Origin of the sequence: Pseudoxanthomonas sp. LjRoot127, from assembly GCF_964253495.1 — a bacterium.
Lineage (GTDB): Bacteria > Pseudomonadota > Gammaproteobacteria > Xanthomonadales > Xanthomonadaceae > Pseudoxanthomonas_A.
In genome coordinates, this window is sequence record NZ_CAXUQR020000001.1 from 1959952 (window position 1) to 1984200 (window position 24249).

The 24249-nt window shown below is 62.7% G+C and carries 24 protein-coding genes and 1 pseudogene; 9 read left to right on the forward strand and 16 right to left on the reverse strand.

The genetic code is table 11. The features are described from left to right. Window positions 1–26: 26 nt before the first annotated feature. Window positions 27–4862, reverse strand: coding sequence for an AAA domain-containing protein (locus ACSQ19_RS09110; protein ID WP_435996426.1), 4836 nt, complete (start codon window positions 4860–4862; stop codon window positions 27–29). A gap of 573 nt (window positions 4863–5435) precedes the next feature. Between ACSQ19_RS09110 and ACSQ19_RS09115 the strand changes: the two genes are divergently transcribed. Then, on the forward strand, window positions 5436–6389 hold the full coding sequence (locus ACSQ19_RS09115) for a DUF932 domain-containing protein (protein WP_435996428.1): 954 nt from the start codon (window positions 5436–5438) through the stop codon (window positions 6387–6389). Between the two features lie 23 nt (window positions 6390–6412). After that, complete coding sequence (locus ACSQ19_RS09120) at window positions 6413–6898, forward strand: JAB domain-containing protein (protein WP_435996430.1); 486 nt, start codon at window positions 6413–6415, stop codon at window positions 6896–6898. Window positions 6899–6955: 57 nt separating this feature from the next. Here the strand turns inward: ACSQ19_RS09120 and ACSQ19_RS09125 are convergent, their stop codons facing one another. After that, window positions 6956–7348, reverse strand: coding sequence for a helix-turn-helix domain-containing protein (locus tag ACSQ19_RS09125; protein WP_435996432.1), 393 nt, complete (start codon window positions 7346–7348; stop codon window positions 6956–6958). A gap of 158 nt (window positions 7349–7506) precedes the next feature. Here ACSQ19_RS09125 and ACSQ19_RS09130 point away from each other — a divergent pair, with 158 nt between their 5' ends. Together ACSQ19_RS09130 and ACSQ19_RS09135 are read left to right on the forward strand one after the other, a co-directional pair. Next, window positions 7507–7908, forward strand: coding sequence for a hypothetical protein (locus ACSQ19_RS09130; RefSeq protein ID WP_435996434.1), 402 nt, complete (start codon window positions 7507–7509; stop codon window positions 7906–7908). A gap of 36 nt (window positions 7909–7944) precedes the next feature. Next, window positions 7945–8298, forward strand: a complete 354-nt coding sequence (locus ACSQ19_RS09135) for a hypothetical protein (RefSeq protein ID WP_435996436.1) — start codon at window positions 7945–7947, stop codon at window positions 8296–8298. 90 nt (window positions 8299–8388) lie between these two features. Here ACSQ19_RS09135 and ACSQ19_RS09140 read toward each other — a convergent pair whose 3' ends face one another. The 3 genes from ACSQ19_RS09140 to ACSQ19_RS09150 all read right to left on the reverse strand — a co-directional run bounded on the left by ACSQ19_RS09140 (window position 8389) and on the right by ACSQ19_RS09150 (window position 11432). Continuing rightward, on the reverse strand, window positions 8389–9741 hold the full coding sequence (locus tag ACSQ19_RS09140; protein ID WP_435996438.1) for a DUF3987 domain-containing protein: 1353 nt from the start codon (window positions 9739–9741) through the stop codon (window positions 8389–8391). A gap of 39 nt (window positions 9742–9780) precedes the next feature. After that, window positions 9781–11079, reverse strand: coding sequence for a hypothetical protein (locus tag ACSQ19_RS09145; RefSeq protein WP_435996440.1), 1299 nt, complete (start codon window positions 11077–11079; stop codon window positions 9781–9783). Between the two features lie 158 nt (window positions 11080–11237). After that, complete coding sequence (locus tag ACSQ19_RS09150) at window positions 11238–11432, reverse strand: helix-turn-helix transcriptional regulator (protein WP_435996442.1); 195 nt, start codon at window positions 11430–11432, stop codon at window positions 11238–11240. 455 nt (window positions 11433–11887) lie between these two features. Here ACSQ19_RS09150 and ACSQ19_RS09155 point away from each other — a divergent pair, with 455 nt between their 5' ends. Continuing rightward, window positions 11888–13096: a hypothetical protein gene (locus tag ACSQ19_RS09155; RefSeq protein WP_435996444.1), complete on the forward strand. Its 1209-nt coding sequence runs from the start codon at window positions 11888–11890 to the stop codon at window positions 13094–13096. Window positions 13097–13419: 323 nt separating this feature from the next. Here the strand turns inward: ACSQ19_RS09155 and ACSQ19_RS09160 are convergent, their stop codons facing one another. Continuing rightward, a complete protein-coding gene (locus tag ACSQ19_RS09160; protein ID WP_435996446.1) occupies window positions 13420–13749 on the reverse strand; it encodes a hypothetical protein in 330 nt (109 codons plus the stop codon). Between ACSQ19_RS09160 and ACSQ19_RS09165 the strand changes: the two are divergent. Beyond that, window positions 13735–14070, forward strand: a pseudogene (locus tag ACSQ19_RS09165) (arsenical resistance protein ArsH); the annotation flags it as partial. The gene ACSQ19_RS09160 and the pseudogene ACSQ19_RS09165 overlap by 15 nt on opposite strands. 78 nt (window positions 14071–14148) lie before the next feature. Here the strand turns inward: ACSQ19_RS09165 and ACSQ19_RS09170 are convergent. Both ACSQ19_RS09170 and ACSQ19_RS09175 read right to left on the reverse strand, forming a co-directional pair. Continuing rightward, window positions 14149–15150 (reverse strand): hypothetical protein, encoded by a 1002-nt coding sequence (locus ACSQ19_RS09170; RefSeq protein WP_435996448.1) that lies wholly within the window; start codon window positions 15148–15150, stop codon window positions 14149–14151. Then, window positions 15150–15692 (reverse strand): RNA polymerase sigma factor, encoded by a 543-nt coding sequence (locus tag ACSQ19_RS09175; RefSeq protein WP_435996450.1) that lies wholly within the window; start codon window positions 15690–15692, stop codon window positions 15150–15152. The genes ACSQ19_RS09170 and ACSQ19_RS09175 overlap by 1 nt, the downstream gene beginning before the upstream one ends. 126 nt (window positions 15693–15818) lie before the next feature. Here ACSQ19_RS09175 and ACSQ19_RS09180 point away from each other — a divergent pair, with 126 nt between their 5' ends. After that, window positions 15819–16484 (forward strand): hypothetical protein, encoded by a 666-nt coding sequence (locus ACSQ19_RS09180; protein WP_435996452.1) that lies wholly within the window; start codon window positions 15819–15821, stop codon window positions 16482–16484. After that, window positions 16481–17062 (forward strand): cytochrome b, encoded by a 582-nt coding sequence (locus ACSQ19_RS09185; RefSeq protein WP_435996454.1) that lies wholly within the window; start codon window positions 16481–16483, stop codon window positions 17060–17062. The genes ACSQ19_RS09180 and ACSQ19_RS09185 overlap by 4 nt, the downstream gene beginning before the upstream one ends. A gap of 27 nt (window positions 17063–17089) precedes the next feature. Here ACSQ19_RS09185 and ACSQ19_RS09190 read toward each other — a convergent pair whose 3' ends face one another. From ACSQ19_RS09190 to nirK, 5 genes are read right to left on the reverse strand one after another with little or no spacing between them, the layout of a single operon-like run. Further along, window positions 17090–17329: a hypothetical protein gene (locus ACSQ19_RS09190; RefSeq protein ID WP_435996456.1), complete on the reverse strand. Its 240-nt coding sequence runs from the start codon at window positions 17327–17329 to the stop codon at window positions 17090–17092. Window positions 17330–17381: 52 nt separating this feature from the next. Then, window positions 17382–17837 (reverse strand): azurin, encoded by a 456-nt coding sequence (azu, locus tag ACSQ19_RS09195; protein WP_435996458.1) that lies wholly within the window; start codon window positions 17835–17837, stop codon window positions 17382–17384. A gap of 55 nt (window positions 17838–17892) precedes the next feature. Further along, on the reverse strand, window positions 17893–18459 hold the full coding sequence (locus ACSQ19_RS09200) for an SCO family protein (protein WP_435996460.1): 567 nt from the start codon (window positions 18457–18459) through the stop codon (window positions 17893–17895). Next, on the reverse strand, window positions 18456–19238 hold the full coding sequence (locus ACSQ19_RS09205; protein ID WP_435996462.1) for a formylglycine-generating enzyme family protein: 783 nt from the start codon (window positions 19236–19238) through the stop codon (window positions 18456–18458). Before ACSQ19_RS09205 ends, ACSQ19_RS09200 begins: the two co-directional genes overlap by 4 nt. A 7-nt stretch (window positions 19239–19245) precedes the next feature. Further along, the gene (gene nirK, locus ACSQ19_RS09210) at window positions 19246–20298 is read right to left on the reverse strand and encodes a copper-containing nitrite reductase (protein ID WP_435996464.1); all 1053 of its coding nucleotides are present in this window, start codon (window positions 20296–20298) and stop codon (window positions 19246–19248) included. Between the two features lie 213 nt (window positions 20299–20511). On the opposite strand from nirK, the gene ACSQ19_RS09215 reads away from it, so the two are divergent. Then, entirely contained in the window at window positions 20512–22575 is a 2064-nt protein-coding gene (locus ACSQ19_RS09215) for a TonB-dependent copper receptor (RefSeq protein ID WP_435996466.1), read from the forward strand. Between the two features lie 24 nt (window positions 22576–22599). On the opposite strand, the gene ACSQ19_RS09220 is transcribed toward ACSQ19_RS09215, so the two are convergent. The 3 genes from ACSQ19_RS09220 to ACSQ19_RS09230 are packed head-to-tail and all read right to left on the reverse strand — an operon-like array spanning window position 22600 to window position 24235. Further along, window positions 22600–23838, reverse strand: coding sequence for a hypothetical protein (locus ACSQ19_RS09220; RefSeq protein ID WP_435996468.1), 1239 nt, complete (start codon window positions 23836–23838; stop codon window positions 22600–22602). Continuing rightward, on the reverse strand, window positions 23835–24101 hold the full coding sequence (locus tag ACSQ19_RS09225; protein ID WP_435996470.1) for a DUF2249 domain-containing protein: 267 nt from the start codon (window positions 24099–24101) through the stop codon (window positions 23835–23837). The genes ACSQ19_RS09220 and ACSQ19_RS09225 overlap by 4 nt, the downstream gene beginning before the upstream one ends. Then, window positions 24086–24235 carry a hypothetical protein gene (locus ACSQ19_RS09230; protein WP_435996472.1) on the reverse strand — a complete coding sequence of 50 codons (150 nt, stop codon included), beginning with the start codon at window positions 24233–24235 and terminating at the stop codon, window positions 24086–24088. Before ACSQ19_RS09230 ends, ACSQ19_RS09225 begins: the two co-directional genes overlap by 16 nt. Window positions 24236–24249: the final 14 nt, after the last annotated feature.

Sequence of the window (24249 nt, forward strand, 5' to 3'; positions counted from 1 at the left end):
GCTACGTGCGATGTTCGAGGAAGTGACTAGGTAGGCTCTACGCTTTCGGCTGCTACCTGAATCTTCTCAATCGGAAATGCCTCATACGTCCTGCTCTGACTGTGCACACTGCGAACGGTCTCCTGTGCTGCCAACGGCTCAATGCCTAGTCGCTGCAGCGATGCAACCAAGTCAGCAAGCATAGCGTCGCGATGCAGTACGAAGTTTGAGGCAAAGCAACGCCAGAACTGCCAGCCGGCGCGCTCCAGAACCCGCTGTCGCCGCATGTCATGATCCCACTGATCCGGACCATGGTAGCGGTCACCATCGCACTCAACCGCCAGACGGGCATCCTTCTCTCCCTCTACCACTAGGTCGATTCGGTAACTTCCAACCTTGACCTGGGGTTGTACGCGGTAGCCTCGCTCGATTAGAGCGTCGAACACTTCTCGCTCAAATGGCGACTCGCAAAGCTGACGAAGGTCAGCCACCTCCTCCTCATTCTGAGTGTATGGAGCCTGGAAGTGCTTGATGAGGCTTGCGCGCAGCTTATCCGCCGGGCTCAGCTCTTCCAGCGTAATGCTACGGACGAGGTACATGCGATCGCGGGCCCGCGAGGCGGCTACGTTATATCGCTGTCTGTACATCTCTAGCGATGAGGCTTGTGCGCGGCCAGACACCACCATCGACAAGAACATGATGTCCCGCTCCTTTCCTTGGAATGTGCGTGCGTCGCCAAACGCCATGTGATGCCGTTCAACGACCTCATCACCCAGCTCACGCGTGACTGCATCCCACACGAGCTTCGCCTGCTCGCCTCCCACCAGTGACACGACGCCTATGCTCCTCTTTGCCATAGCTGGATCACTGGTGATCTTGCGTATCTCCGCAACAATGAAGCGAACCTCGCCCTCATTGATCTTCCCGTCCCCACGAAGACCATCGACCACATGCACATCAATCAATGGCGGATCCAACCGCTCGGAGGTTCTGGGCATCCGCAGGGGCTGTAGCTGATGATCGTAGAACTCACGCTTTGAGTACTCGATGATCGGGGCGACAGACCGGAAGTGTTCCCGCAGCATGATCTGACCCTGTGCGAACACTACCCGGAAAAGGTCATAGATCGACTTTTCAGGCGACATCTGTGGGCGATACAAGCCAACCTGATTTCCGAGGAACTGACCCATCAAGCTAAGTATCTTGGCCTGCTCTAGCCCCACTCCCTCCGGCGATACCTGCTGGTCGTCTCCAACGATCAGCACTTTCTTTGCCCGAAGCAGCGCAGGAAGCGCCGTAAGATCCGACTGCGATGCCTCGTCGATGATCACCAGATCAAACTCACCAAGCGCGACCGGAAGTGACTCGCTAATGCGGTAGTGAGGCATGATCCAACATGGAATCGCAGGGCTTGCCATCCCCGCCGCATCTCGCGCGTCCTTGCGGAAGCGGGGAGCACGTATACCGGTGCCTTTACCGATACGGGAGACTGCTACGCGATACGCTTCAAGCGCAGACCGGACCGCGGGCGTGGCCTTCTCCGCCATCTTCAGCCAGGTGCGCGTGGTGATAGCTCGTTGATACAGTCGTGAAAGATCTGCTTCGAGTTCGTTGCGCTGGAGCGACAACCGCATAAGCTCTGCGCGACCATCCATCGATTCGACCAGCGTCAGCAGACGACGCAGGCGCCATAGCTGTTTCCAGTTGCTGGGCAACTGTGCGTCATGTGCTGAGGTCGCGGGCTCATTGCGTAGTAGGCCGGCCCAAGCTTCAGCGCCCGAGGCCTCGATCAGCCGCGTGGCATCTAGCACTTGTTGGAACAGCGGACGAAGCCCATGTTGGCGTCGTAGCTCCGCTGTGAGCTCCGACCACTCCGCCATCAGTGCGGCCTCGGTAACCTCAGTTTTTCCGAGTCTATCCGTCAGGAACTGGCGAATGGCCTGTGCGGCGGCGCCCGTGGTCGACTCCAATGCTTTAAGGAAAGCATCTTTAACCTGCCACGTGCTCGCCAGTCTATTGCGGGTCAGATTGTGGTCAAGAATCTCAAGCGCCCGCACAATACGCTCAGGCGTGTAAGGCGTTTTGGCCACGTCCTGCCAGGAAGGCAAAAGCGGCTGCAATATCTCGATCAGCGACTTCTCTTCGCGCAAGCAGTGTTGCAGCTTCTCCAGCGCTTCCAAGTATGAGGGGCTTTGAGCCACCAAGGCTTGCGGTGTACCGAAGTTGGGGAGACTGAGCTCAGGCGCGAGGGCGTTCCATCGCACCGTCGTCTCTACACATTTCTGGTGGAAGCGTAGGTACTGAAGGACATGATCCCAGTCCTGTTCCGTCGAAGGCGCAGAACCCAGCACTTGGATCTGATCAATGATCTTCTTTTCGGCGCTCTTGCCGAACAGTCCAGCCAAACCGAAAGGCTTTCTGCCTTGCGCAAGGTTATCTATAGCCTCCAGGATCTCCGGGTTGTTCGTCGACCCGTCGGGCAGTACTACCGGCCGCGCAAGAAATCTCGTGCGATAGGCCAGAAGATCAGTGATTTCGGCTCGCAGGGTCGCAAGCAGCTTGAAGAGTTCATCTGCAGGTCCGGCCAAGCGCATGCGCCGTTCAAGCTCAGACAACCAAGAAAAATTGGTCTGCTCAAGGTATTCGCGGGTGCGAGCTAAGCCAGCCGCCCTGAGGTGCGCAGCAGCTGCTGCCTCAATGGTGTTCTGCTCAAGGTCCCTGAGTGCTGGAAGTTCAGAAGAGCTGACCTGAGCATTGAGTTCTGCGAGCCGCCCCAGATCCGCGTGTGCTTGCCGAAGCTTTTCAGACTCAGGAAATGTATCAATGGCGGGAAGCCGGTGGTCCAATGAAGCAAGATCAGGGCCAAGTGCCATGCGCGCACCGCGCAGCGCGGCGACGTCTGGCTCGCTGAACTGCGGCACATGCTCTTGGCCGATCGTGAGTTCGTCAGTAATCCACGCAGCTTCATTGGGGTGATCCGCAACCTCCCTTGCCACCTCTAATGGCTGCAGGATCTCTGCATCCAGGGTGACCGGCTCAAGATTCTTCTTTGCCCATCGTGAAATCTCGAACTCTGTCCTAGCGATCTGAGCATGGAGCGCGTCGATCTGCTGCTCATACTGGCGAACCTCGGTGCGCATCTCGCTTTTGTTAATGCGTGAAACTTCTGCCGCAATATGACGAATCGCGTGCTCGAACTGCTTCATTCCATCCGCCTCACTACTCAGCAGGCTGATCGCAAGCGGCCGGATTTCGGGCGGCAGCTTCTCTTGCAGTACCGTAAGCGCCGGATCTTTCATTGAAGTAACCAGCACCCTCTTGCCCATCGCTAGATAGTGCGAGATGACGTTGGCGATGGTGTGGGTTTTGCCCGTCCCCGGCGGTCCCTGCACGACGACACCATCCTGATGGTCCAACATGTGGACGATCTGAACCTGCTCATCGTTGTAAGGCATCGGGAAGAAGAGATCTTTACCCTTTCCCGCGGTGCCTGCATGCTGATCGATGTTAGACAGGCCTCTATAGTTGGCCGGCACGGGCTCGCTTGATTCTTCTGAAGGATCGGCGAGAATCGACCACGTTGCCGGCGATAGCAGGCTAAGGTCAACCTCAGACTCTACCAAGCTCTCGAACCGCTCAAGGTCTTGGACGAACAGGCTTGATGTGCGCGGCCGCACAAACAGCACCCAGGTGTCGGTAACTAGCAGATGCTCCGTCGGCTTGGGCAACTGCCGGTCAGTCGGTGTCGTCTGTGATGGCCAATACCCTCCCTTACTGTCGAGCAACGAGGAGGCTGTTTTCAGCACCGGCTCGAACGTGCTCGGAGCAAAAGGACTGATCTGCCATTCGGTACGGGCAAAGTGCTCCTTGCCGGCCTTGGCAACTTCAGCCACGCCCGGGTTGTCCAGAGCCGTATACACATCAAGCTCGATACGAGGCTCCAGTGAGCGAGGCCTCACCTCAATTGCGTGCGTCTTCTCATCGATCGAGAGCTCTACCAGCTTCGAGATCAATGGGTAACCTAACCTGCCGTCTGGAAGGTCCCAAATTGCCATGCCTATGCCGCAGACAAGCTCCAGTGGGGCGTCCACGATATTGCCCTGTAGCATCTGGTAGCTAGCAAACAACTCGGAATACCGAGCGATAGTCTTTCGAACTTCCTTCTCTTTCTCGGCCCACGGGTTCCAAACCTGGCTGACATAGCCTGCTAGCTCGTGCTCCAGCTGCTGCTTAATGCCCAGCGTTTCGATCGAGATAGGCTTAGTTGCATCCTCCCCCTCCAGCAATTCGGGCGCTTTAATGCCCAGCTCGTCCAACTTGGTCCGACTCACATGAGTGGTCAGGACTGGCTGTTTAGCGGGCGCATTTGACTGAACGATCAGTGCGGCCAAGAGAACTGCCGTCGGCTGAGGAGGCGCGCTTTCATGGAGGCGCTCTACCCTTAGCCAAATATCTTCCTCTGATGTAGCGACGTCGAACTGAACTCCCGGCAAGCCCTGTAGCTCGTGCTCGTAGGCTCGAAAATGACCGTGCTTCTCAACTTGACGGGTCGGCTTGCCTTTCAGGTAGGCCGTCTGACGGACGTACTCCAGCAGACTCTTGAGCCGCTCGATGATGTGAGGTTCGGTCATACGGCTAGCAACCTGGGAGTGTGGAGAAGAAGCCGCTGACTGCGTCGGCGGACTGGAGGCTTCAGCAGGCGCGCCGACGTTTGACTGGTTCGTGACGGTCGCGACCTCAGGTGATGGCGTCAGCTCTGCCGCCTGCTTTTGGCTTTTGAGGAAGTCCTCCACCTGAAGCTTTAGCTGCGCGGCACGCGGCTTATCCCGATACCTGAGCTCGGCCGCGAGCGAACGTATGACACGGACGTCGTTCTCGACCATGGCGGTCTCAAATAGCCGCTCAAGGTCCTGTGTACTGGTTTGAAAGTATGGCCGCTGGCTCATAACTTCTGGCGCCCCCTAGTGCAGTTTCCCATGCAAAGGGCATACCACCGCGTACTCCGCAGCCTGAGTGGGTGCTCCATGCAGCTCGATTCTAGCGCGTAAGCGCCGGATCTCCAGGCTGGCGGCCAGCAGAAGGACGAGCCGATCTATAGTCAGTGCCTCCAACGCAGGGTGCTCAGCTGATCGGATAGGCAGAAGGGCAATCAATGAAATATGAAACCCATACTACCCGCATGAATCTGGTAGTCATCAGCTTCGCGTCCGGCGCTCCGCGATGCAGTGCCCTATCCGAGGAGTCTGTAGTGATGAGAAGTAAGGTCGAGCTGATTTACTGCGTCATGGTCGTAGCAACTGCTGTATTGGCAGGCATCGTTAAATGTACTGTGGCAGCCGCATGTCGTAGCTGCAGCGACTTCGTCGACCCCTGATCCCCTCCCATTGGCATCGCTCACAAGGCCCGGCTCGTCCGGGCCTTGTGCGTTTATGCCGTCCATAAACAAGGAAAGAACAATGCACCTGGTTGAAACCATGGCCTACACAGGCCAGACGCCCTGGCATGGCCTGGGCAACAAACTCGCCCGGCAGCAGCCGATCGAGGTGTGGAAGCAGCAAGCCGGCATGGATTGGCAGATCGAAGAGTCCGAAGTCCGGTATGTCACCGGCAGCCAGAAGGTTGGAGCGATCAACGCCTTCCCGGAGAACAAGGTCCTGTACCGCTCCGATACCAAGAAGCCGCTGGCCGTGGTCTCCAAGCGCTTCCAGGTCGTCCAGCCCGGCGAGATCCTGGAGTTCTACCGGGACCTGACGGCGACCAATGGCTTTGAGCTGGAAGCCGCGGGTGTCCTGAGAGAGGGTCGCAAGTTCTGGGCGCTGGCCCGGACCGGGCAGAGCGCGCTGCTTCGGGGGCGGGACAGGGTCGACGGGTACCTGCTGCTGGCCACGGCCTGCGACGGGACGCTGGCCACCACCGCCCAGTTCACCTCTGTCCGGGTGGTCTGCAACAACACCCTGGCCGTGGCGCTGGGTCAGGGGGAGGGCGCCATCAAGGTCCCCCATCGAAGCCAGTTCGATCCGGTGGCGGTTAAACGGCAGCTCGGCCTGACGGTGTCGGCGTGGGAGGGTTTTGTCGACCGGATGAAGCAGCTGTGTGAGCGACCGGTGGACCCGGACGCGGCCGAGGCCCTGCTGCGCCGGGTGCTGACCTACGCGGTGCCGAACGCCGCTCCGGTGGTCAACGAGCACGCTGTCACCAGCGTGCGCGCGCTGTATGAGGGCGGTGGGCGTGGATCCCAGCTGGCCTCGAGCCGGGGAACGGCCTGGGGGCTGCTCAATGGCATCACCGAGTACGTGGACCACCACCGGCGGGCCAGGAGCGAGAACCACCGCAGGGACGCGGCATGGTTCGGGCAGGGCGCGCGGATCAAACGGCGCGCGCTGGTTGAAGTGCTGGGGCTGGTGGCGTGATGCGGTCCCGGTCATCCATCCCCATGCTCGCCCCTGCACCGGTGGCTCCGTCCGAGGAGGTCAGCCGGGTACGAGAGGAGCGTGCCATCTCCCGTGCCCTGCGAGTCCTTGAGCGGCGAGCATTCACCCCCGGCCAGTCGATGGGTGATGTGCAGACCTGCGAGGCGTTCTTTCGCCTCAGGCTGGGCGGGGAGTTGCGGGAGCACTTCGAAGTGGCGTTCCTGGATAGCCAGCACCGCCTGATCGCGGTGGAGCGGTTGTTCTCGGGTTCGGTGGACGGAGCGGAAGTGCGCCCTCGCATCGTGGTACAGCGCGCGCTGGCGTTGAACGCCGTCTCCGTCCTGCTGGCCCACAACCACCCCAGCGGTCATGCCGAGCCCTCGGCAGCCGATAGAGCGGTCACGATCCAGCTGAAGGCCGCGCTTCGCATCGTCGAGGTCCAACTGCTGGATCACTTCGTGGTGACGGCCAACGAAGCGGTGTCGATGGCAGCCAGGGGCTGGGTCTAGCCGGGCAACATGCAGCAGACCTAGACGGCATAGCACCCGGCCATTCCGGGCCGGGTGCTAGGGGGTGTTACCCGGAGCAGCGTCCAGGATCTCTTTGGCCAATGCTTTGCGCTGCTCAGCGGGCAGCTTGGTCAGGGCATCGAGAACGGATGCAAGAGAGCCCTGCTGTGTCTCGCTCTGCCGGCCCAGCGCCAGGATGGCATCCGCCATGGCCGGGGTGGTTGCCAGCAAGTAGGCCGGAGGTACGTCCAACGCATGTGCCAACTCGAAGAGGGAGTCCAGGCTGATGGCCATGGACTCACTCTCATAACGGCTGATGCGGGCCGATGCCGTGTCCTTGTCCAACCCCATGCGTACTCCAACTTCCCGTTGGCTCAGTCCCCGCAGTTGCCGGGCCTGACGCAGGCGCGCCGCCACGACGCCGCGAGGCGTGGAGGGGGCGGGGCTCATGGGCTGCAGGGGCACGATGCACGCATGCCGACAGGATGACCCAGGGGCTACGTCCCGGGTAGACTCTACGTGGCGCGTAAGTCTGAAGCAACTGGGCAGGACGTGAACCGAATGCTCGGCGACGCATTCAGAACCTCAACCGAAATAGGGGACAACCAATGAAACAAGCGGCTACAGCCACGACCTGGCTGGCGGTGGCGCTTCTGGCTGGCTGTGCCGGCGGCACACCGGCCTGCGGCGATGACGGGGCGCTCGAACTACTGGATCAAGCGATCGAAAGCGAGGTCGAGAAGTACGCCCCACAAACCCAGCGGGGGACGCCCGAGGAGTTCATGGCCATCCTCGACACCTACGAGATCACGAACATCCGGACGTTAGCCCACAACAAAGACATCGATAGCTACCGCTGCGATGCCCGTGTCACCTATCGCTACTACGAGCGGGAGAGGTCGGTGGACTTCAGCTACCGGGTCGATACCGACCAGGCCAGCGGAGAAACCCTGATCGAGTACCAGAACAAGATGCTCAACCCAATCCTTGGCTACGCCATGGGCTTCTGAGCCAACACACCACCGAACTGCAAGGAGCACCACCGCATGGGCGTCATCCTCTACAACCTGATGTTAGTCGTGTTCATCATCCCGGTAACGCTTCGGGCCTATCTGAGCCTGAAGAACAACCGTTTCCCACTGCCGCACTTTCAAAACAACCTGGTGGTCAGTCGCGTCAAGCTGCGCAAGGCCATCGGGGTGCTGTCGCCTATCTTGTTCTGGGGCTTCCACACGCTCTGGCTGTTCTGGATGATCGTGTTGGAGGCGTGGCTTGGCGTCGTGGCTACGATCGTCTACATGGTGGTCAGCGCGTTGCTGGCGGGCCAGATCAGAGCCCGACAAGTACACGTGGTTGCCGAGCACGCGGCCGCTGGATCGTCCGCGGCTGAACACGACTGAGGTCTGAAACGAGAACGGGGAAGGAGCCAGCGGCTCCTTCCCCGTGCGGAAACTACATTGTTTCTTGCCCAGATACCCCGTTACCCGCTACTAGAGGGTCCCTTGGCTGGGGTAACCCAACAAGCGTACGCACAGACGCGAGCGCAGAAACTTAGTGGCCACCTCGCCATCGAACCTCAGGCGCGCCCACGCGGTGCTCAGCGCGCGCGGGGAGAGCCCTGACAGCAGCTCCACCTTTTCGACCGAAACCCAGTCGCTGCCCTCCTTCCAGGACACCTCGCCGATGCGGTCCTTGAGTGTCTGGGCGTGCTGCGCTGGACGGGACTTCTTGGGGCGCGCTATCTGGCGCGCCGGCTTGGGTGCCTTGGACTTGTTCACCTCCATTGCGATGGCCTGGACGAAGATCTTGCGATGCTGCGACAGGGACCACTGGATGATCTCCCAGGCCCGGTAGACCATCTCCACTCGAATCGGGCCGCCGCCTTCACACATGACCTGAAAGACGGCGGCCAGGCGCAGCGTGTTTTCCGACGCCCGATTGGCTGCCCTGTGGACGTCGGCATATTCAGTCTTCTTCCACCGGCGCAATCGATCCTTCAGTTCCAGCATGAAGGCAGTGGCATCTTTGTCCAGCTTGAGTACCTCACGCGTGAGCTGGCCTGAACGTGCACGCTCTTCAGCGCGCGTCAGGAGCGATGAAACTGTCTTGTGGAAGTTTTCCAGGTCGGCGCCACCAGCACGCGGAACAAGAGAAACGGCCGGCTCGTGGAAGTTATCGGGGTCATAACATGCCGCGATTGCTCGCGGCCAAAGTCCTTGAACCACCGTGGCAAGCTTGGTCTTGATGAGGAAAGGGTAGAAGATCTCCGGCTGGATGCGCATGCCAAACGCGCAGCGGGCCTCCCTCGCGGAAAGCGAGACGCGGTGGACCTTGTACTTGATGGGAGGATTGCCGCTCCAGCCCTGCGTAAGCTTGTCCGGATGCTTCTTGATCAGATCAGAATGGAGAAAGCCTTGTCCATCCTCCTCCTGGATGGACAGATTGCGGCCGTTGCCGTGCAGGGCGCCAGCCAGCGCTCGAAAGCTGCACTCCTGCAGCAACAGTTCACACTCTTGGTCTTCAGATCCGTGTTCTGCCTCGAAGTCGTAGAACGGCTTGAAGAACCCAATGTAGGAGGTGCCTTTGCCGACGCCGCTGCCACAAACGGCGACCGTGTTGATGGTGCAGGGCATCTGGCGGCCATCAGGACCGGCCACGTCGTAGGTCATATGAACCGTACCGGCACCAGCGCCGATGGCGTCGGTCACCAATACTTCGAGGGGGGTCTCGCGGTCCTGAAGATGGAGGCTGTAGATCGCGTTGTAGAACAGGTCGGGCAATGCCCAGGTGGGGCAGGTGCCCGAATGGTCTGGAAACGGGTTCAGTCGGTTTGTGTTGTTCATGGTTGGAGTTCGGGAATGAGGAGGGGACAGGCGATGCGCTCAGATGGGGATGCCCTCCAGTGGCCTGTTACGGGGGCCAGAAAACACAAGGTCGAACGTGGACAAGCTGTCTGGGTGCTTGCGCGGCGCTCCGCGCTTGTGACCTGTCTTCAGGCGAGGCTTGCTGGTGCGGAAGTGCTGGTCTTTGCCGCTGTCGAACTTGAGGACGCAGTCGCGCTTAGTCATGTAGGTCAGCGCTGCGCGAAGACCGATCAGCTTCTGGATGTCACCAACATGGATCATGCCCAATCCGTTAAACTTGAAACGATGGGCCCGCGAGTAGCAATTGAAGTAGCTTGAACGTGCCTGCCCTGCCTGCCGCATCCAGTCCTCGCCGATCTGGCGGCTGAGGCCGTACGCATTGCGGCGATGATGGCCGTCAAGCAGGATTAGCGCGTGCCAGTGTGCCCCCCGGCTGATGCCGTCCTCTCGCTTGTAGATGCAAGCTAGGAAATCCGGCACAACCCGGCCGTCGTACAGGCGACGTTGGAAGTTCCGCATAAGGCGCTCAGCTTCTTTGCTCGTGCCGACGGACTTGGCCCACGGACGGAAGTACAGGTCCACGCGCAGGGCCAGCAGGCGAGACCGGCGAGAGAACCAGTGGCGCAGGAGTTCGCGGCCACTGGCAAAATTGCTCTCTGCCTGCCGCTCGAACTTCTTCTGCTCGTTCTTGAAGGCCCAGGAGCGGCACACGCGGCGAATGAAGCGCGTCAAGCCACGCATGGCATGGACGGCGTCCATGTCGGGCGAGTCACTGCTCACAGAAGTGTCAGCAACGAGCCAGAGGCCCACGCGCTTGGCGTAGCGCGACATGGCGCGCAACATGACGGTGATGTCAGGGCGGAAGACGTAGTCCGCATAGGCCAACAGCCAGTCAGCCCTCTGCTCCTCCTGCTTGAGGAAGTTGACGCAGCAGGCGCGCAGGAGGTGACCCAGGCGGGTGAGGCGGTAGTACGTCACCCCTGAGCCCTGCTCGCCCCTCCGAGGGGGACGTTCGAGACAGGGCGAGTGGTCGTCGCGAAGGATGCGGCGATTGAGCGCGTCGAGCTGGTCCATCAGGTCCTTGATGGTGCGATCCTGGGTGTCGATCTCGAAGCGCTGACCCTCTTGGGTCTGCCAGCACACGAAGCGCTCGGCGGCATGCTGATGCTGCCGCTCGCGCTGCAGGATGTCCCGCGTGGTCTGGTCGAAGTAGTCGTCCTGCTCCTGGTCGAAGGCCAAGAGCGGGTCAGGTGCAAGCGGACGCAGGCCTTCGGCCAGCGCGCGTTGACTGACGGGGTAAGTGGTTACGATGCCCATAGGTATGGTGATCGGGTGATGCGCTATTCGCTATTGGATATAGATCCGGAAATACGACGGGGTAGAAACGTGGACTATTGGCCGGCCTGGAGAACCAGATGTCCAAGGATCTTCCCGATCTCGTTAGATCGAATGTCCGTCGAATTAGCGTTCAACGATTAGGCAGCGAACTGGCGTTCGGCAATCCAGGCATACACCTCGCTCGCATACCAACCCACAGCGCGAGGGCCTAACTTGCGAGGCTTGGGGAACAGGCCCTTGCTGATGTAGAGGTAAATCGTAGATCGGGACAAGCCCGTGGCTTCAAGCACACGGGCCAATCGGTAGATGGTTTCCGGGGGGGTGTAGCTCACATCGTCCTCACCTTCTGAGTAGTGGAAGAGAGATGTTGAGCGGCTTACCGAGGCGGCGCGACGTTTCCATTTGGAAGGTTCCAACTTTCCAAATGGAGCGGGTTGGAAGGTTCCAACTGTGCGGGAACAGCCAGTTGGGAGGTTCCAACTCTTCAAGGCCCGGTGTTCTTCAATGCAGCCGGCTCCCAGCCATGCCCGGCAGGCGGTAGGGGCATCTCCATAGAACTCAGCCGATCATCCTCCGTAACTCGCCGGACAGGACTTTTGCATTACGCAGAGATCGGACGATCTGCCAACTGATTAGACGTAAGCCGCTGTGCTTGATATGAGGTGCGAAGGGGTTAACTTGACTGTGTCCATTGCCGTCCGATTGGCCGTACTAGCCATCTTTCGGCGCGAGTCGTTCCGCCTACAGACGCATTACACTTCCGCGCTTAGAATCTCGAAGGACTCATATGAACAACAAGGTCGAATGGTGGCCTAGGAACGTGATTCCCAGAAATGGGGGGTCGGGTGATTTGAAGTTTGGCGAAGCAGAGGTTCCTTCGGATCCGCTGCGCTTAGCCCGGTACTTGGACGTACCGTGGCATCAAGTCAAGGAAGCAAGGGACAACCCGACTGACTACCTGCGGCGAATGGGTATGCCTGTGTATGCCAGGATCGGGACCGGCGGGAATGTAGTCAGGGTCTATCGGGCCAAGGGAAATATTGACGGCCTCTCCCTTGTCAGTGACAAGGAGGACATTCAGTATTTTCGCTTGGACGATAAGTCACTTGTCTCGTTCTCTATATCCAAGAGTATTGAACTGACTGAGTTCACGGTCGGGGGACTCGTGCCCGTTGACGTAGCCGAAGATGGTGTTCATGGGCGCCCGGTTGCTTTCGAGCAGAGTTACGTACTGGGAAACAAAGAGGATCTGGACGCAGCACGTGCATTGGGAGAGATTGGATTCTCAGACTATCCGCGGTTCGCACTCAAAGTGGCTGTCAGAGAGGACAACCTTTGGTTGCTAACTCGTGATGTGGATAAGATTCTGAATGTCGGGCATTTGCTGGGGGAAGAGAATCACCCCTATCCAGAATCTCTAAGACCTGTCTCTGCGACATACCTAATGTTTCAAGCTGCTTACCGGCTTAACCGTCTCGGCAAGTTTCAAGTGGACACAGGACTGGATAGACCGAGATGGAGCGATGTGCGCGATGCGATCGTCGAATTCTTGCAAGAGGGTGAGCCATCGATTTTCAGCAAGAATGTCGCTAAAGAAGCCGCGAAGTTTGTGAAGTTGAAGGTGCATCGTCGCGCAGGAACGAACGGCAAGCAGCGAGGTGGGAAGCAAATTTCCTTGGGAAAGCTTGCGGAATTCGCTGGAAAGAACGAAATTTCTGACTTGGGCTTTGTCAGCGAAGGTTTGCTTGCGCTCATGGTGGCGGCTGACTGGTGGGTCAGCCGCTCTGATGATCCGGACCCGCAGTGCCCAAAAGTTAATCCTGGCGACCTGCTGAAGGTGCTACGGAGCATGAACTTTGGCGGAAATGAGATGGGGCATCTGATTGCATTGATCAATGGCGGAACACAGTGGAATGGAATTCCTGTTCTCAAATATCTATCAGATCCAACGGCTGTGGATGACGCCGTGTCTGATAAAGCTCCGGCGCCGGCCTAGCCGTGTCGGCTAGCTCGAAGACCTTGCGAAGCGAACACCTGAGGCTTGGTGCGACGAACTCCGCATACAAGCCTATCGGCCACTTCATTGGCGGGGAAGCCGTCGATCCGCCAGGCCTCGCTTACATCATTTTTGGCAGTGGACGTGCGGGCGAGAGTCGCACTGGCGAACTTGTCGCCCTGCATTTTTCCAAGTGGAGATCCAGGTGCTGGCTGAGGATTCGAGACGCCTAACGCCGCACCGGTCCGCGTTCGACAAGTGAATCACTCAGGGCTAGGCTGCGCTGGCCAATACCAGCCAGCGCAGGCGCACCTGCAGTCCTCCTAGTGAGGAGGTGCCCAGCACCAGGTGGCCTCGGGTGACCTCGATGATGTCGCGCGCAATAGACAACCCCAAGCCGTGGTTGCCGCTAAGGTTTCATCCAGGCGGCCCCCGCGGGAGAGGGCCTCCTCGGTGCTGATGTTCAAGCCAGGCCCGTCATCTTCGACCAACAGGTCCAGCGACTGCTCGCTCGCATGGCCGGCCACGCGCACTTGGCGACGCGCAAATCGTTTGGCGTTCTCCATTAGCGCGCCCAGCACTTCCATCAGGTCATCCGGGGCAATGGGCACCTGAAGGTCATCAGGCATGTCGATGTCGTAGAGCCAACTCAAGGCAAGACGTTGGCCGTCATGCAAGTCTCTGGCGGTTCGCAATCCTTCAATGCGGTGAATCAGCCCCGTGTACTTGGACGCTGGATGCGCATGATCACGATCCCAAATCAGTCATCCGTTGCGAAGGCATTCAACGAGTTCGACGAGGATGGGCGCATGAAGCCCTCCGCGTTCTACGACCGTGTCGTGGACGTCGTGGAAGAGCTAGTGAAATTCACGCTACTGACGCGGGATGTCTCACCATATCTGGTCGATGGCTATAGCGAACGGAAGGAAAGCGCGGAAAAGCTTGCCAAGCGGGTCAACCTCCGCGCCATCTAGGTATGGAAGGTGGCCCGCTGATCTCTCTGGTCGGCGGCCCATGTCCGCTTCTGGCCGGTAGCGGACATCTTCATGAGTTCAGCCCAAGGCGTCTTGCCAGTTGAGCCACCAAGCCTTCGGGGGACGAGGCATTCGCTCCCACCAGGAGTTCATGGCATGCACACTCCCGCGCGACCAGGCTTCGCGATGACCGGCTTCGATAGGTTCTCCGAGAAGCGCCGCCAGTTTCGGATAGACCGGCCCCGAAGCAAGTACTGGATAGCGGGTCAGGAGGCTGAGTAGTGCGAATCGGTCTAAAGATGTCGCCTGATCTGCAACTTGTTGCTCGAAGTCGGGCGGGCGCATGCCTTGGGTCAGCGCACTGTCGAGTTGTTCGACGGCTTGGCGGAAACTGATCGATGCGGTAGTCGCGAGCGGAATCCCCCCCCGTTCAGCGTTGAACGCTAGGCTCGATCCGGCAGGCACCAGCGTTTCCTGGCCTTTCACCCGATGCATGATCCAGCCACTAGTGACATGGATCGTGCCGTTGCCGTGCAGGTCGCGGTCCATCTCAAATTCACATCCCAGGTCGACGGTTTCGCTGGCACCGGCTGCAATGGCGAAATATCCAGGGGGTGCCCAGATACGGGCACGCACACGTCCGCTCACCAATTCCAGACGATGATGGCCGGCGCGGGTATCCAGCAGTTTTACTTGCGTGCCTGGCGTCACCTCCATGCGACCGATGCGAGCCACCTTCACCATCGCCGCCTGGCTGGCATCGGTGGTCAGCGTGTCACCAACATCCAGCGCGGCTGGCAGAGATGCGGCCGCAGTGTCGATGACCCATTGCCGACCATCCTGCCACTGCAGACGCCAAGGCATCCAGACTGCAAGACCTGCCACGCAGGCTACCAGCGCCGCTGCGCCTGTGAGCATCATCCGACGCCTACGCCCGCAGGGAATACGTGCCGGCCGTATCGACCACGCATGGTCGGAGGGGGGCGCGTAACGGTAAGCGCCGAGCAGCGACGTCAGGCGCTGAAGCGCTTCGTCACCCGGCAGAGCGGGGTCCCAAAGCGGATCCGGTGTTTCGGACATCATTCTTCTCCTTGCTCCACAGCGATCCCCAGTGCCTGACGCAGCTGGGTCATGCCACGATGCAGATTCACCCGAACCGACGACGGCGTCAGTCCCGTGAGGTTGGCGATCTCGGGGCCACTCAAGCCTTCAACCAAACGCAGGATCAGGGTCTCGCGGTAGGCCTCGGGGAGCTGTCGGATTGCACGCAGTGCTTCATCGGCCTGTGCCGCCGATTCGGGACTGGTACCGGCCCAGACGGGCTCGTCGGCTTCCGCCAGATCCCGCTCGCCCACATCCCCATGCGGTCGATTCCGGCGGGCGATCGTGGCGATCCATGGGCCAAAGCTCGCCGCGTCGCGCAACTGATCCAGCCTGCCGAACGCGATCACGAACGCTTCTTGGGTCAGTTCCTCCGCCCGCGCACGCGAGGTCATGCCCAGATGGATGGCGTATACGAGCGGCGCGAACGTGCGATAGAGCCAGGCAAAGGCGGTCTGCGACCCCCGTCGGGCGTCCTGCACATAGCCGGCAATGTCGGCGGGATCGAGAACGGCCTTCATGGCCTCGTTATCTGGACGGTCGTGAGAGCTAGAGGGTTGCAGAAAGCGGAGTGTTAACGGGCGAGCCGTCGTTAACGGAGTGGCCGGAAGCATGCTCTTCCCGAGCACATCCCGCCGGAGATTCCCATGCCACGCCTTGCGTACCCGTCCTTCATCCCCGCCTTCTGCTTTAATCAGGCAATGGCATTGTGGCTGTTCCTCGCCAGTGCGCCAGCGGCTGCGGCCACGCCCATCGTCGGTCTGCCTTGCGAGGATTGCGAGGTGCCCCTCATTGGGTTGCCAGCCCATCCTCCATCCACGGCTCAACTGGCGCCGGAAGGGGAGCCGGGCCAAGCTCTGCGCTTGACCGGACGAGTCCTCGATGCCGCCGGACATCCGCGCGGCGGCGTGATCGTGTATGCACACCAGACGGACCAAAGCGGAATCTATCCGGGAGAGCGCTCGAACCGCGACCCTGGCATCCGGCGACACGGGCGCCTGCGCGCTTGGGCCACAAGTGATGCGGAGGGCCGGTACACGTTCCTGACCGTGCGCCCCGGCAGCTATCCAGGCACCACCATGCCGCAGCATATCCATCTGTACGTCATCGAGCTAGGCTGCGCGCTCTACTACATCGACGACGTCCTGTTCCGCGACGACCCGCACCTGACGCCAGCGGCTGCCCGAGGGGCCGACCAGGGGCGAGGCGGCAGCGGGATCGTCACGCCCCGGCGCATCGGAAGCGGCTGGGTGGCGCAGCGCGACATCATGCTGGGTCGGAACATTCCCGGCTATCTATCGTGCACGCCATGAGCGGGAGTCCTCGGACACGTTATCCGCTGCCCCTGTGCGTGCTCCATTGGGGACTGGCTTTCCTGCTAGCGGTGCAGCTCTTGCTCGGGTTCGCAGCAGAGCACTGGACGCCACGAACGATCTCTGAGGCCTTGCTGGCGGTCCATTTTCGTCTGGGCATCCTGATCTTGGGACTGATGCTTGTCCGCCTAGCCCTGCGGCTCGCGCTACCTCTGCCAAAAGAGCACATGTCGCGCTGGCGAAGGAACGCCAAAGGCTCGGTGCATGGTCTTCTCTATTTTCTGGTCCTGGCGCTACCCATCAGTGGGCACGTCATCTGGGTCTGGATGGGAGCGGACCGGACGCTGTTTGCGGGGATCCAGATGCCAGCGTTGTTTGTACCGCCTGACAACGAGACGGGGCGTGCAGTCGCTTGGTACGTGCATGTATACGCTGCATGGGCGCTTTTGGGGGTTGTGTTTCTTCATGCGGGTGCTGCGGTGCTTCAATCAATGCGGACACCGGGATTTATAGCTCGACGGATGGGGTTTGGGGGAGCGGGTCGCAAGCAAAGTGGAGCCATGGAGCCGCGCCAATGAGTCGCAGCTGTCGACCCGAAGAGGACTTCAGCCGCTACAGCCCCCGCAGCACACCGAAGGCATGCGCACGATGTCGTCGGGAAGGAGCCGGTAGCCGGCGTGCGAGAATGCGAGCAGCAGCTCCACGGCGAGCGCGCTGGTCGAGCAGCGCAGCTGCCCGGTGACCACGTCGCGATCGACGAGCATGGCGGGGTCGAGGTCCAGCAGGTGGTGCGCCAGGATGGCGAGATCGACCCGTCGCTCGCCCACCCGGATGACGTATTCCATCGCAAGGCTCCTGAAGCGGATGCGCCGCCCTGGGGCGGCGCATCGGGTCGGCTTACTTGGTGACGACCAGCTTGCCCTTCATCAGCGTGGAGTGGCCGGGGAAGCTGCAGAAGAAGCTGTAGTCACCGCCGGCAGTGAGCTTCTTGCCGGGGAAGGTGATCTTGGTCTTCTGCCCGCCGCCGATCAGCGACGTGTGCGCGATCACGCGGGCATCGCTCGCTTGCACATAGGCGCCGGCCGCGCCGGCCTTCATGCCATCGCGCGCGACGCCGGCCAGGTCGGCGGTCTTCGACACGACCACGTTGTGGCCCATCGCGGTGACCGGCAGCTTGCCGCTGTGGGTCAGCTCGATGGTGATGGTGGGGCAGCTGGCGGAGACGGTGGCCTCCTTCAGGTCGAACTTCATCGCGTCATCGCCCTTCAGGCTGACGGTGCAGTTGCCGGCCGCCTGGGCCATGCCGGCGGCGCTGAGTAGGGCGATGGTGGCGAACGTGCGGGAGAGTTTCATGGTGTGGCTCCTTGGAGGGAAAAGCAGGATCGGGAGGGGTGTGGGTGCCATGTCATCACGGCTCGGCGAGCAGCGCCTTGATCTGGATCAGGAAGGCGGGGTCGGCGGCAGCGCCTGTCACTTCGCTGCGGGCGCGCACCCGGCCCTCGGCGTCGAGCAGCACCAGCACGCTGGTGTGGTTGATGCTGCCGTCGTCGCGGAACCGATAGCGCACGTCCAGCACGCTGGCGATCGCGCGGACATCGTTGTTGTACGGTGTCAGGAACTGCCAGTCCTGCGGAACACGATGGCGCTGCGCGACCTCGCGCATCGCCGCCGGCGTATCGCGCGCCGGATCCAGGCTGAGCATGACGATGCCAAGCTTCTTGCGTTCAGTCGCCGACAGCTGCTTCTGCGCGCTCTTGGCGTTCTCGATGATCAGCGGGCACATCAGGTGGCAGTTCGTGTAGAACATCGACACCAGCCGCGGCTGTCCGCGCAGCGACGCCCACGCCACGGGCGCACCTTCCGCGTCCTGCGTGCCGGCTTGCAGGTGGTAGACCGAATCGCCAGGCAGCGACTGCGCGTGCAGCGGCGCGGCGACCACCAGCAGAATGGAGAGGAACAGGGAAGTGATCTTCATGGCGTGCTCCTTGCACAGCGGAAGCCGAGGTTGCCCAGCGTGGCGTCGGGTGGCAGCGCGGACAGCAGCACGAAGCGCTTCACCACGCCGTAGTCGCCGGGATCGTTGAAGCTCATGGCGGTCGCGCCGCAGTAGCGCAACGCGTCGCCGTCCTGCTGGCCGCGGCGGTCGCCATCGCCCAGCAGCGAGGCGACGTCCTCGCTCCACTCCCAGTGCGCGCCGTGCAGGTCGTGGATGCCGTAAGCATTCGCGGGCGCGTCGGGCACCGCATCGATGGCGTGCGGCGTGCCGTCGTTGACCTGGCGCATCCGCCACGCAGTATCGTGGCGCGCGTCACGACGCGTGGCGTCAGCCGCCGCTGCGTATTCCCATTCGACGAAGCGTGGCAGCCGCGCCTGCTGCGCGCGGCAATAGGCGTCGGCGGCATACCAGTTGACGTGCACGACCGGTGCATCGGGATCCAGCGCCGGACCAGGCGCCCCTGCCGTGGCCCAGTGGCCGAGATAGCCCGGGCTGGCGAACACGGCGGGGATGCGGTCGCGCCGCCATTGCGGCTGGCGGGCGACGAACGTGGCGAATTCGCGGTTGCTGACAGGACGTTCCATCAGCGAGAACGAGGCCACCCGCACCACGCGGGTGGTCTCTTCGAAACGTACCGAAGAACGAAAGTCGCCACCCTCGATCCACCGGTAGCCGCCGCCGGCATCGCCGGCGACGGCGAGTGCCGACGCCAGGGCGAGCAGGAAGAGCGTGGCGGTCGGGGGCAGCGTCCGTTTCATCCGTGCCTCACTTGCTGCCCGCGGGCTTGGCTTCGGGGTACTCGATGTCGTGCTGCTGGCCCGTGTAGATGTCGGGGTTCTTGTCGCCCTCCACCTTCAGGATGCCCAGCGAGCCCTTGTGGAACGTGCGGAAGATGCTGTGGTCCACCAGCACGAAGTTGCCCGGCACGTCCGCCTTGAACTCGACCATCGCCGAGCCGCCCGCCGGAATCAGCGTGGTCTGCACGTTCTCCTGGTACTTGCTGCCGCCCTCGGTCCAGACCTTGTCGAAGATCTCGCCGATCACGTGGAAGCTGGAGACCAGGTTCGGCCCGCCATTGCCGACGAACATGCGGATCGTCTCGCCGGCCTTGGCCTTCAGCGCGTTGTCGCCCTGCAGCGCATCCACCGAGCCGTTGAACACCACGTAGGTCGGGTGCTCGTCGATCGCCTTCTCCAGGCTGAAGGGCTGCAGGCCCGGTTCGCCGTACGCGCCTTCGGTGTAGAAGTCGCCCTGCACCACGTAGAACTCCTTGTCGACCGGCGGCAGGCCTTCTTCCGGCTCCACCAGGATCAGGCCGTACATGCCGTTGGCGATGTGCATGCCCACCGGCGCCATCGCGCAGTGGTAGATGTACAGGCCGGGGTTCATCGCCTTGAACGAGAACTGCGTTTCCTTGCCCGGCAGGGTGAAGGTGGCTTCCGCGCCGCCGCCCTGGCCGGTGACGGCATGCAGGTCGATGTTGTGCGACATGTGCGAGTCGTGGCGGTTCTTCAGCTTGAACTCCACCGTGTCGCCCTTGCGCACGCGGATGAAGCTGCCCGGCACGGTGCCGCCGAACGTCCAGAAGTTGTAGGTCACGCCGTCGGCCATGCGCATGTCCTTCTCGATCATCTCGAGATCGACGACGACGTGGGCGGGCGTCTTGCGCGTGATCGGCGGCGGCACCATCGGCGGCGCCGTCAGCACGGCGTGGATCGTTTCGCCGGCGGGGGTGATCTTGCCGCCCTCGGCGAGGGCGGGGCCCGCGAACAGCGCGGCGAGGGCGCAGGCGAGCAGGGACGGGTAAAGGCGTTTCATGGCGTTTCCTTCGATGGCTCTCGGTGGGTGTGTGGCCATGGTGGAAACGCGACGGAAGCACGACGTTGATCTCGATCAATCCGACGGGGTCGGACGCAGGGATTCGTGCGCGGGCTTGACCAAAGTCAAGCGTCGCCATGCCTGCGACAACGCGTCGCATCTGCACTCCAGGGTGCGTCGCGAGAATGGCCGCATCACACGAGGAGAGGCGTCATGAACCGTCATCTGTTGACCGTCGCCCTGCTGGGCGCACTCGCGAACATGCCGCTGGCGCACGCGGACGACGCGCACGCCGCGGTGCATGTCGACACGATAGCGACGACCACGCTGGACGGCATCGTCGTGGTCGGCGTCGCACCCGCGATGGCGACCACCTTCATCACCGACCCCAAGCTGCCGCGCCAGCCGGTACCGGCCAGCGACGGCGCGGACTACCTGAAGACCATCCCCGGCTTCGCCACGCTGCGCAGCGGCGGCACCAACGGCGATCCGGTGCTGCGCGGCATGTTCGGATCGCGTATCAACCTGATGACGAACGACGGCGCGATGAGCGGCGCCTGCCCGTCGCGCATGGACAATGCGCTGTCCTACATCGCACCGGAAACCTACGATCGCCTGGTCGTCATCAAGGGGCCACAGACGGTGCTCTGGGGCGGCGGTGCATCGGCCGGTACGGTGCGCTTCGAACGCGAGATCCCGTACTTCGCCGAGCCCGGCGTGCAGGCCTCCGGCAGCGCGCTGGTCGGCAGCGGCAACCGCAACGACCAGGTGCTCGACATCAGCGCCGGTACGCCGCGCGGCTATGCGCGCGTATCCGCCAACCGCTCCGAGGCCGACGACTACGAGGACGGTAACGGCGACCGCGTGCCGTCCGCCTGGAAGAAGTGGAACGCCGACGCCGCCCTCGGCTGGACGCCGGACGAGGACACCGTGCTGGAACTCAGCGCCGGCATCGGCGACGCGCAGGCGCGCTACGCGGGTCGTGGCATGGACGGCGCGCAGTTCCGTCGCGACAGCCTGGGCCTGCGCTTCGAGAAGAAGCACATCGGCGGCGTGCTGGATGCCGTGGTCGCCAATGTCTACCAGAACGACGTGGACCATGTGATGGACAACTACAGCCTGCGCGATCCCGACCCCACCAGCAGCATGCCGATGCCGATGGCCAGCAACGTGGCGCACCGTACGCGCGGCGGCCGCGTCGCCACCACCTGGCAGTCCGGTCGCTGGGAAGTGACCACCGGCCTGGACCTGCGCGACAGCCGGCACAGCCAGCGCAGCGCCAGCGGACGCGGCGCCTACCTCGCCCTGCCCTGGCAGGTGGACGCGAAGTTCCAGAGCTGGGGCGCGTTCGCCGAATCGCACTGGCACATCACCGACACGCATCACCTGATGAGCGGCGTGCGCCTCGATCGCGCCGAAGCGCAGGATCTGCGCGCGACCACCGGCGGCATGATGCCGATGCCCAATCCCACCGCCGGCATGACGCGCAAGGAATCGCTGCCCAGCGCGTTCGTGCGCTACGAGTACGACCTGGGCGGCCGCTGGGGTGCCTACGCCGGCCTGGGCCACACGCAGCGCATGCCCGACTACTGGGAGCTGTTCTCGCCCACGCGCGGTCCGGTCGGAGCGCCGAATGCCTTCGCCGGCGTGCAGCCCGAGCGCACCACGCAGCTGGATATCGGCCTGCAGTTCAAGGGCGCGAAGGTCGATGCGTGGGCATCGTTATACGCCGGGCGCGTGCAGGATTTCATCCTGTTCGACTATTCGGCCGGGATGATGGGCAGCAGCACGCGCGCGCACAACGTGGATGCCGACATCCGCGGCGGCGAGGCCGGCATCGACTGGCGTCCCGCGCAAGGCTGGAAGCTGTCGGGCGCCGCGTCCTACGCGTGGGGCGCCGTGCGCGACACCGGCACGGCGCTGCCACAGATGCCACCGCTGGAAGCGCGCTTCTCGGTCAGCCATGAACGCGGGCCGTGGTCGTGGGGCGCACTGTGGCGCGTGGCGGCCGCGCAGGAGCGTGTCAGCACCAGCCAGGGCAACATCGTCGGCCGCGACCTCGGGCCGAGCGCCGGCTTCGCGGTGTTCTCGGTCAACAGCGGCTATCGCTTCAACGACCGCCTGCAACTGACCGCCGGCATCGACAACCTGTTCGACCGCGCCTACAGCGAGCACCTCAACCTCGGCGGCAACAGCGCCTTCGGTTACCCGGCCGATCCGGTGCGCATCAACGAACCCGGCCGCACCGCCTGGGTGAAATTCAACCTGCGCTACTGACGGGCCGGTCTGCGGTTTCGGCCATCAGCCGGGACCGTCGGCCTGCCAGGTCCACGCCTGCCGCCAGCACCGCCGTTTCGCGTGCAGGCTGACCGCATACGCCAGGGCCAGCGCGACGCCCGCGAGCCGCGCGACGGCGGGGGCGAGCGTCGCGACCACCACGAGTGCGCCGGCGATCGCATGCAGGAGCAAGGCACGCCGCTTGTCCGCTTCCTCGAACAGGCTGCCCACACCCGGCACGCGGATGCCGCGCGGCACGCGCTGGCGCAGCGCGATCCAGGTGAGGAAGCCGGTGATCTCCAGCGCCATGCCGACCACCAGCAGCGGCAGGCCGAAGCCGAGCACCAGTGCGCCGGCCAGCATCGACGATGGGCCAGGCCACGCGATGACCCCGCTCGCTACGAGCAGGCAGGTGCAGCCCGCCTGCCAGGAGCGGCGCAGTACCGGATTGCGGCGATGCGGGGCACGTGCCTGCAACAGGAACACAGCCAGGGCGAACATCGCGAACGGCCACGCCGCCATGCGCGCGACGGCATGCGGCACCGCACCGGTTTGCCACGCGCCCATCAGCCCCAGCGTCGCCAGCAACGCCACCTGCCACGCACGCGCGCCAGCGTTCGATGGAGCGCGCGTGCCTTGCAGCATCGGCAACGTCACGCTGCCGACGGCCGCGAGCAGCCCGAGCATCCAGCCGATGCCACCGATCGCGGCATGCAGGTCGACCAGGCCTGGTGGTGCAGGCGTGCGCCATCCGGTGCGTGCGGCGAGCAGCACCAGCCCGAGGATCGTTGTGGCCACGAGCGCGATCAGCGCCAGGCCGATACCATCGCGAGCCACGCGCTCGCCGTTCCCGCGCGCCACTGCGACCAGCGCGAGCGCCGCGAACATCACCAGCGACCCGCCGAGCAGTCCACCCGCAGGCCATGCCAGCGCACGCAGCTGCCATGCCAGCGTCGCCAGCAGCGCGACCAGCCCCCCGTTGAACACACTGTGCAGCCACGGCACGCATCGTGAGCACGGCCATGGACTTCCCGCGGCCACCGGCAGGAACTGCACCAGGCTGCCCAGCATCGCGTTGCCGAGCACGCCCAACGCGAACATGTGCACCAGCACCAGCGTGGCCGGGGTCCAGCGCGACAGCGCGACGGCATCGCCGTGCCACGCCAGCCACAGGCCCGCCACGACGCCCCAGGCCAATGCCGTGGTCAGGAAACGCATCGGCAACGCGGGCGGCGGCGCCTGCGCGAACGCCAGTCCTGTCATGCGGCGCGCGGGGGCTGCAGCGCTTGCCGGTCCTCGGCGTGGCAGATGGCGATGCAGGCGTCGCCGGTGGCCGCGGCATAGACGTGGTAGGCGAACCCGCCTTCGTCCAGGATCGGCAACAGCGGCAACGGAGGCCGCGGCGTCAACGCGAGCAGGCGTTCGCCACGCTGCAGGCTGCCCAGGCAGTCGAGGATGCGCTCCATCGGTTCCGGTGCAGGCAGCGCACGCAGGTCCAGGCGTTGCAGGGTCAGGGCAAGCGCCATGCATCCTCCCCGCCCTCATCCATGGCATGCGCGCAGTCCAGCGAAACGCCGGCCGCATCCAGCGACTCGCGCACGCAGCAGGCGCAGGCGCCGAAGGCGTCGGGCAGCAGCGTGCTGTCGAATGCGTTCTCCATCTCAACCTCCCTCT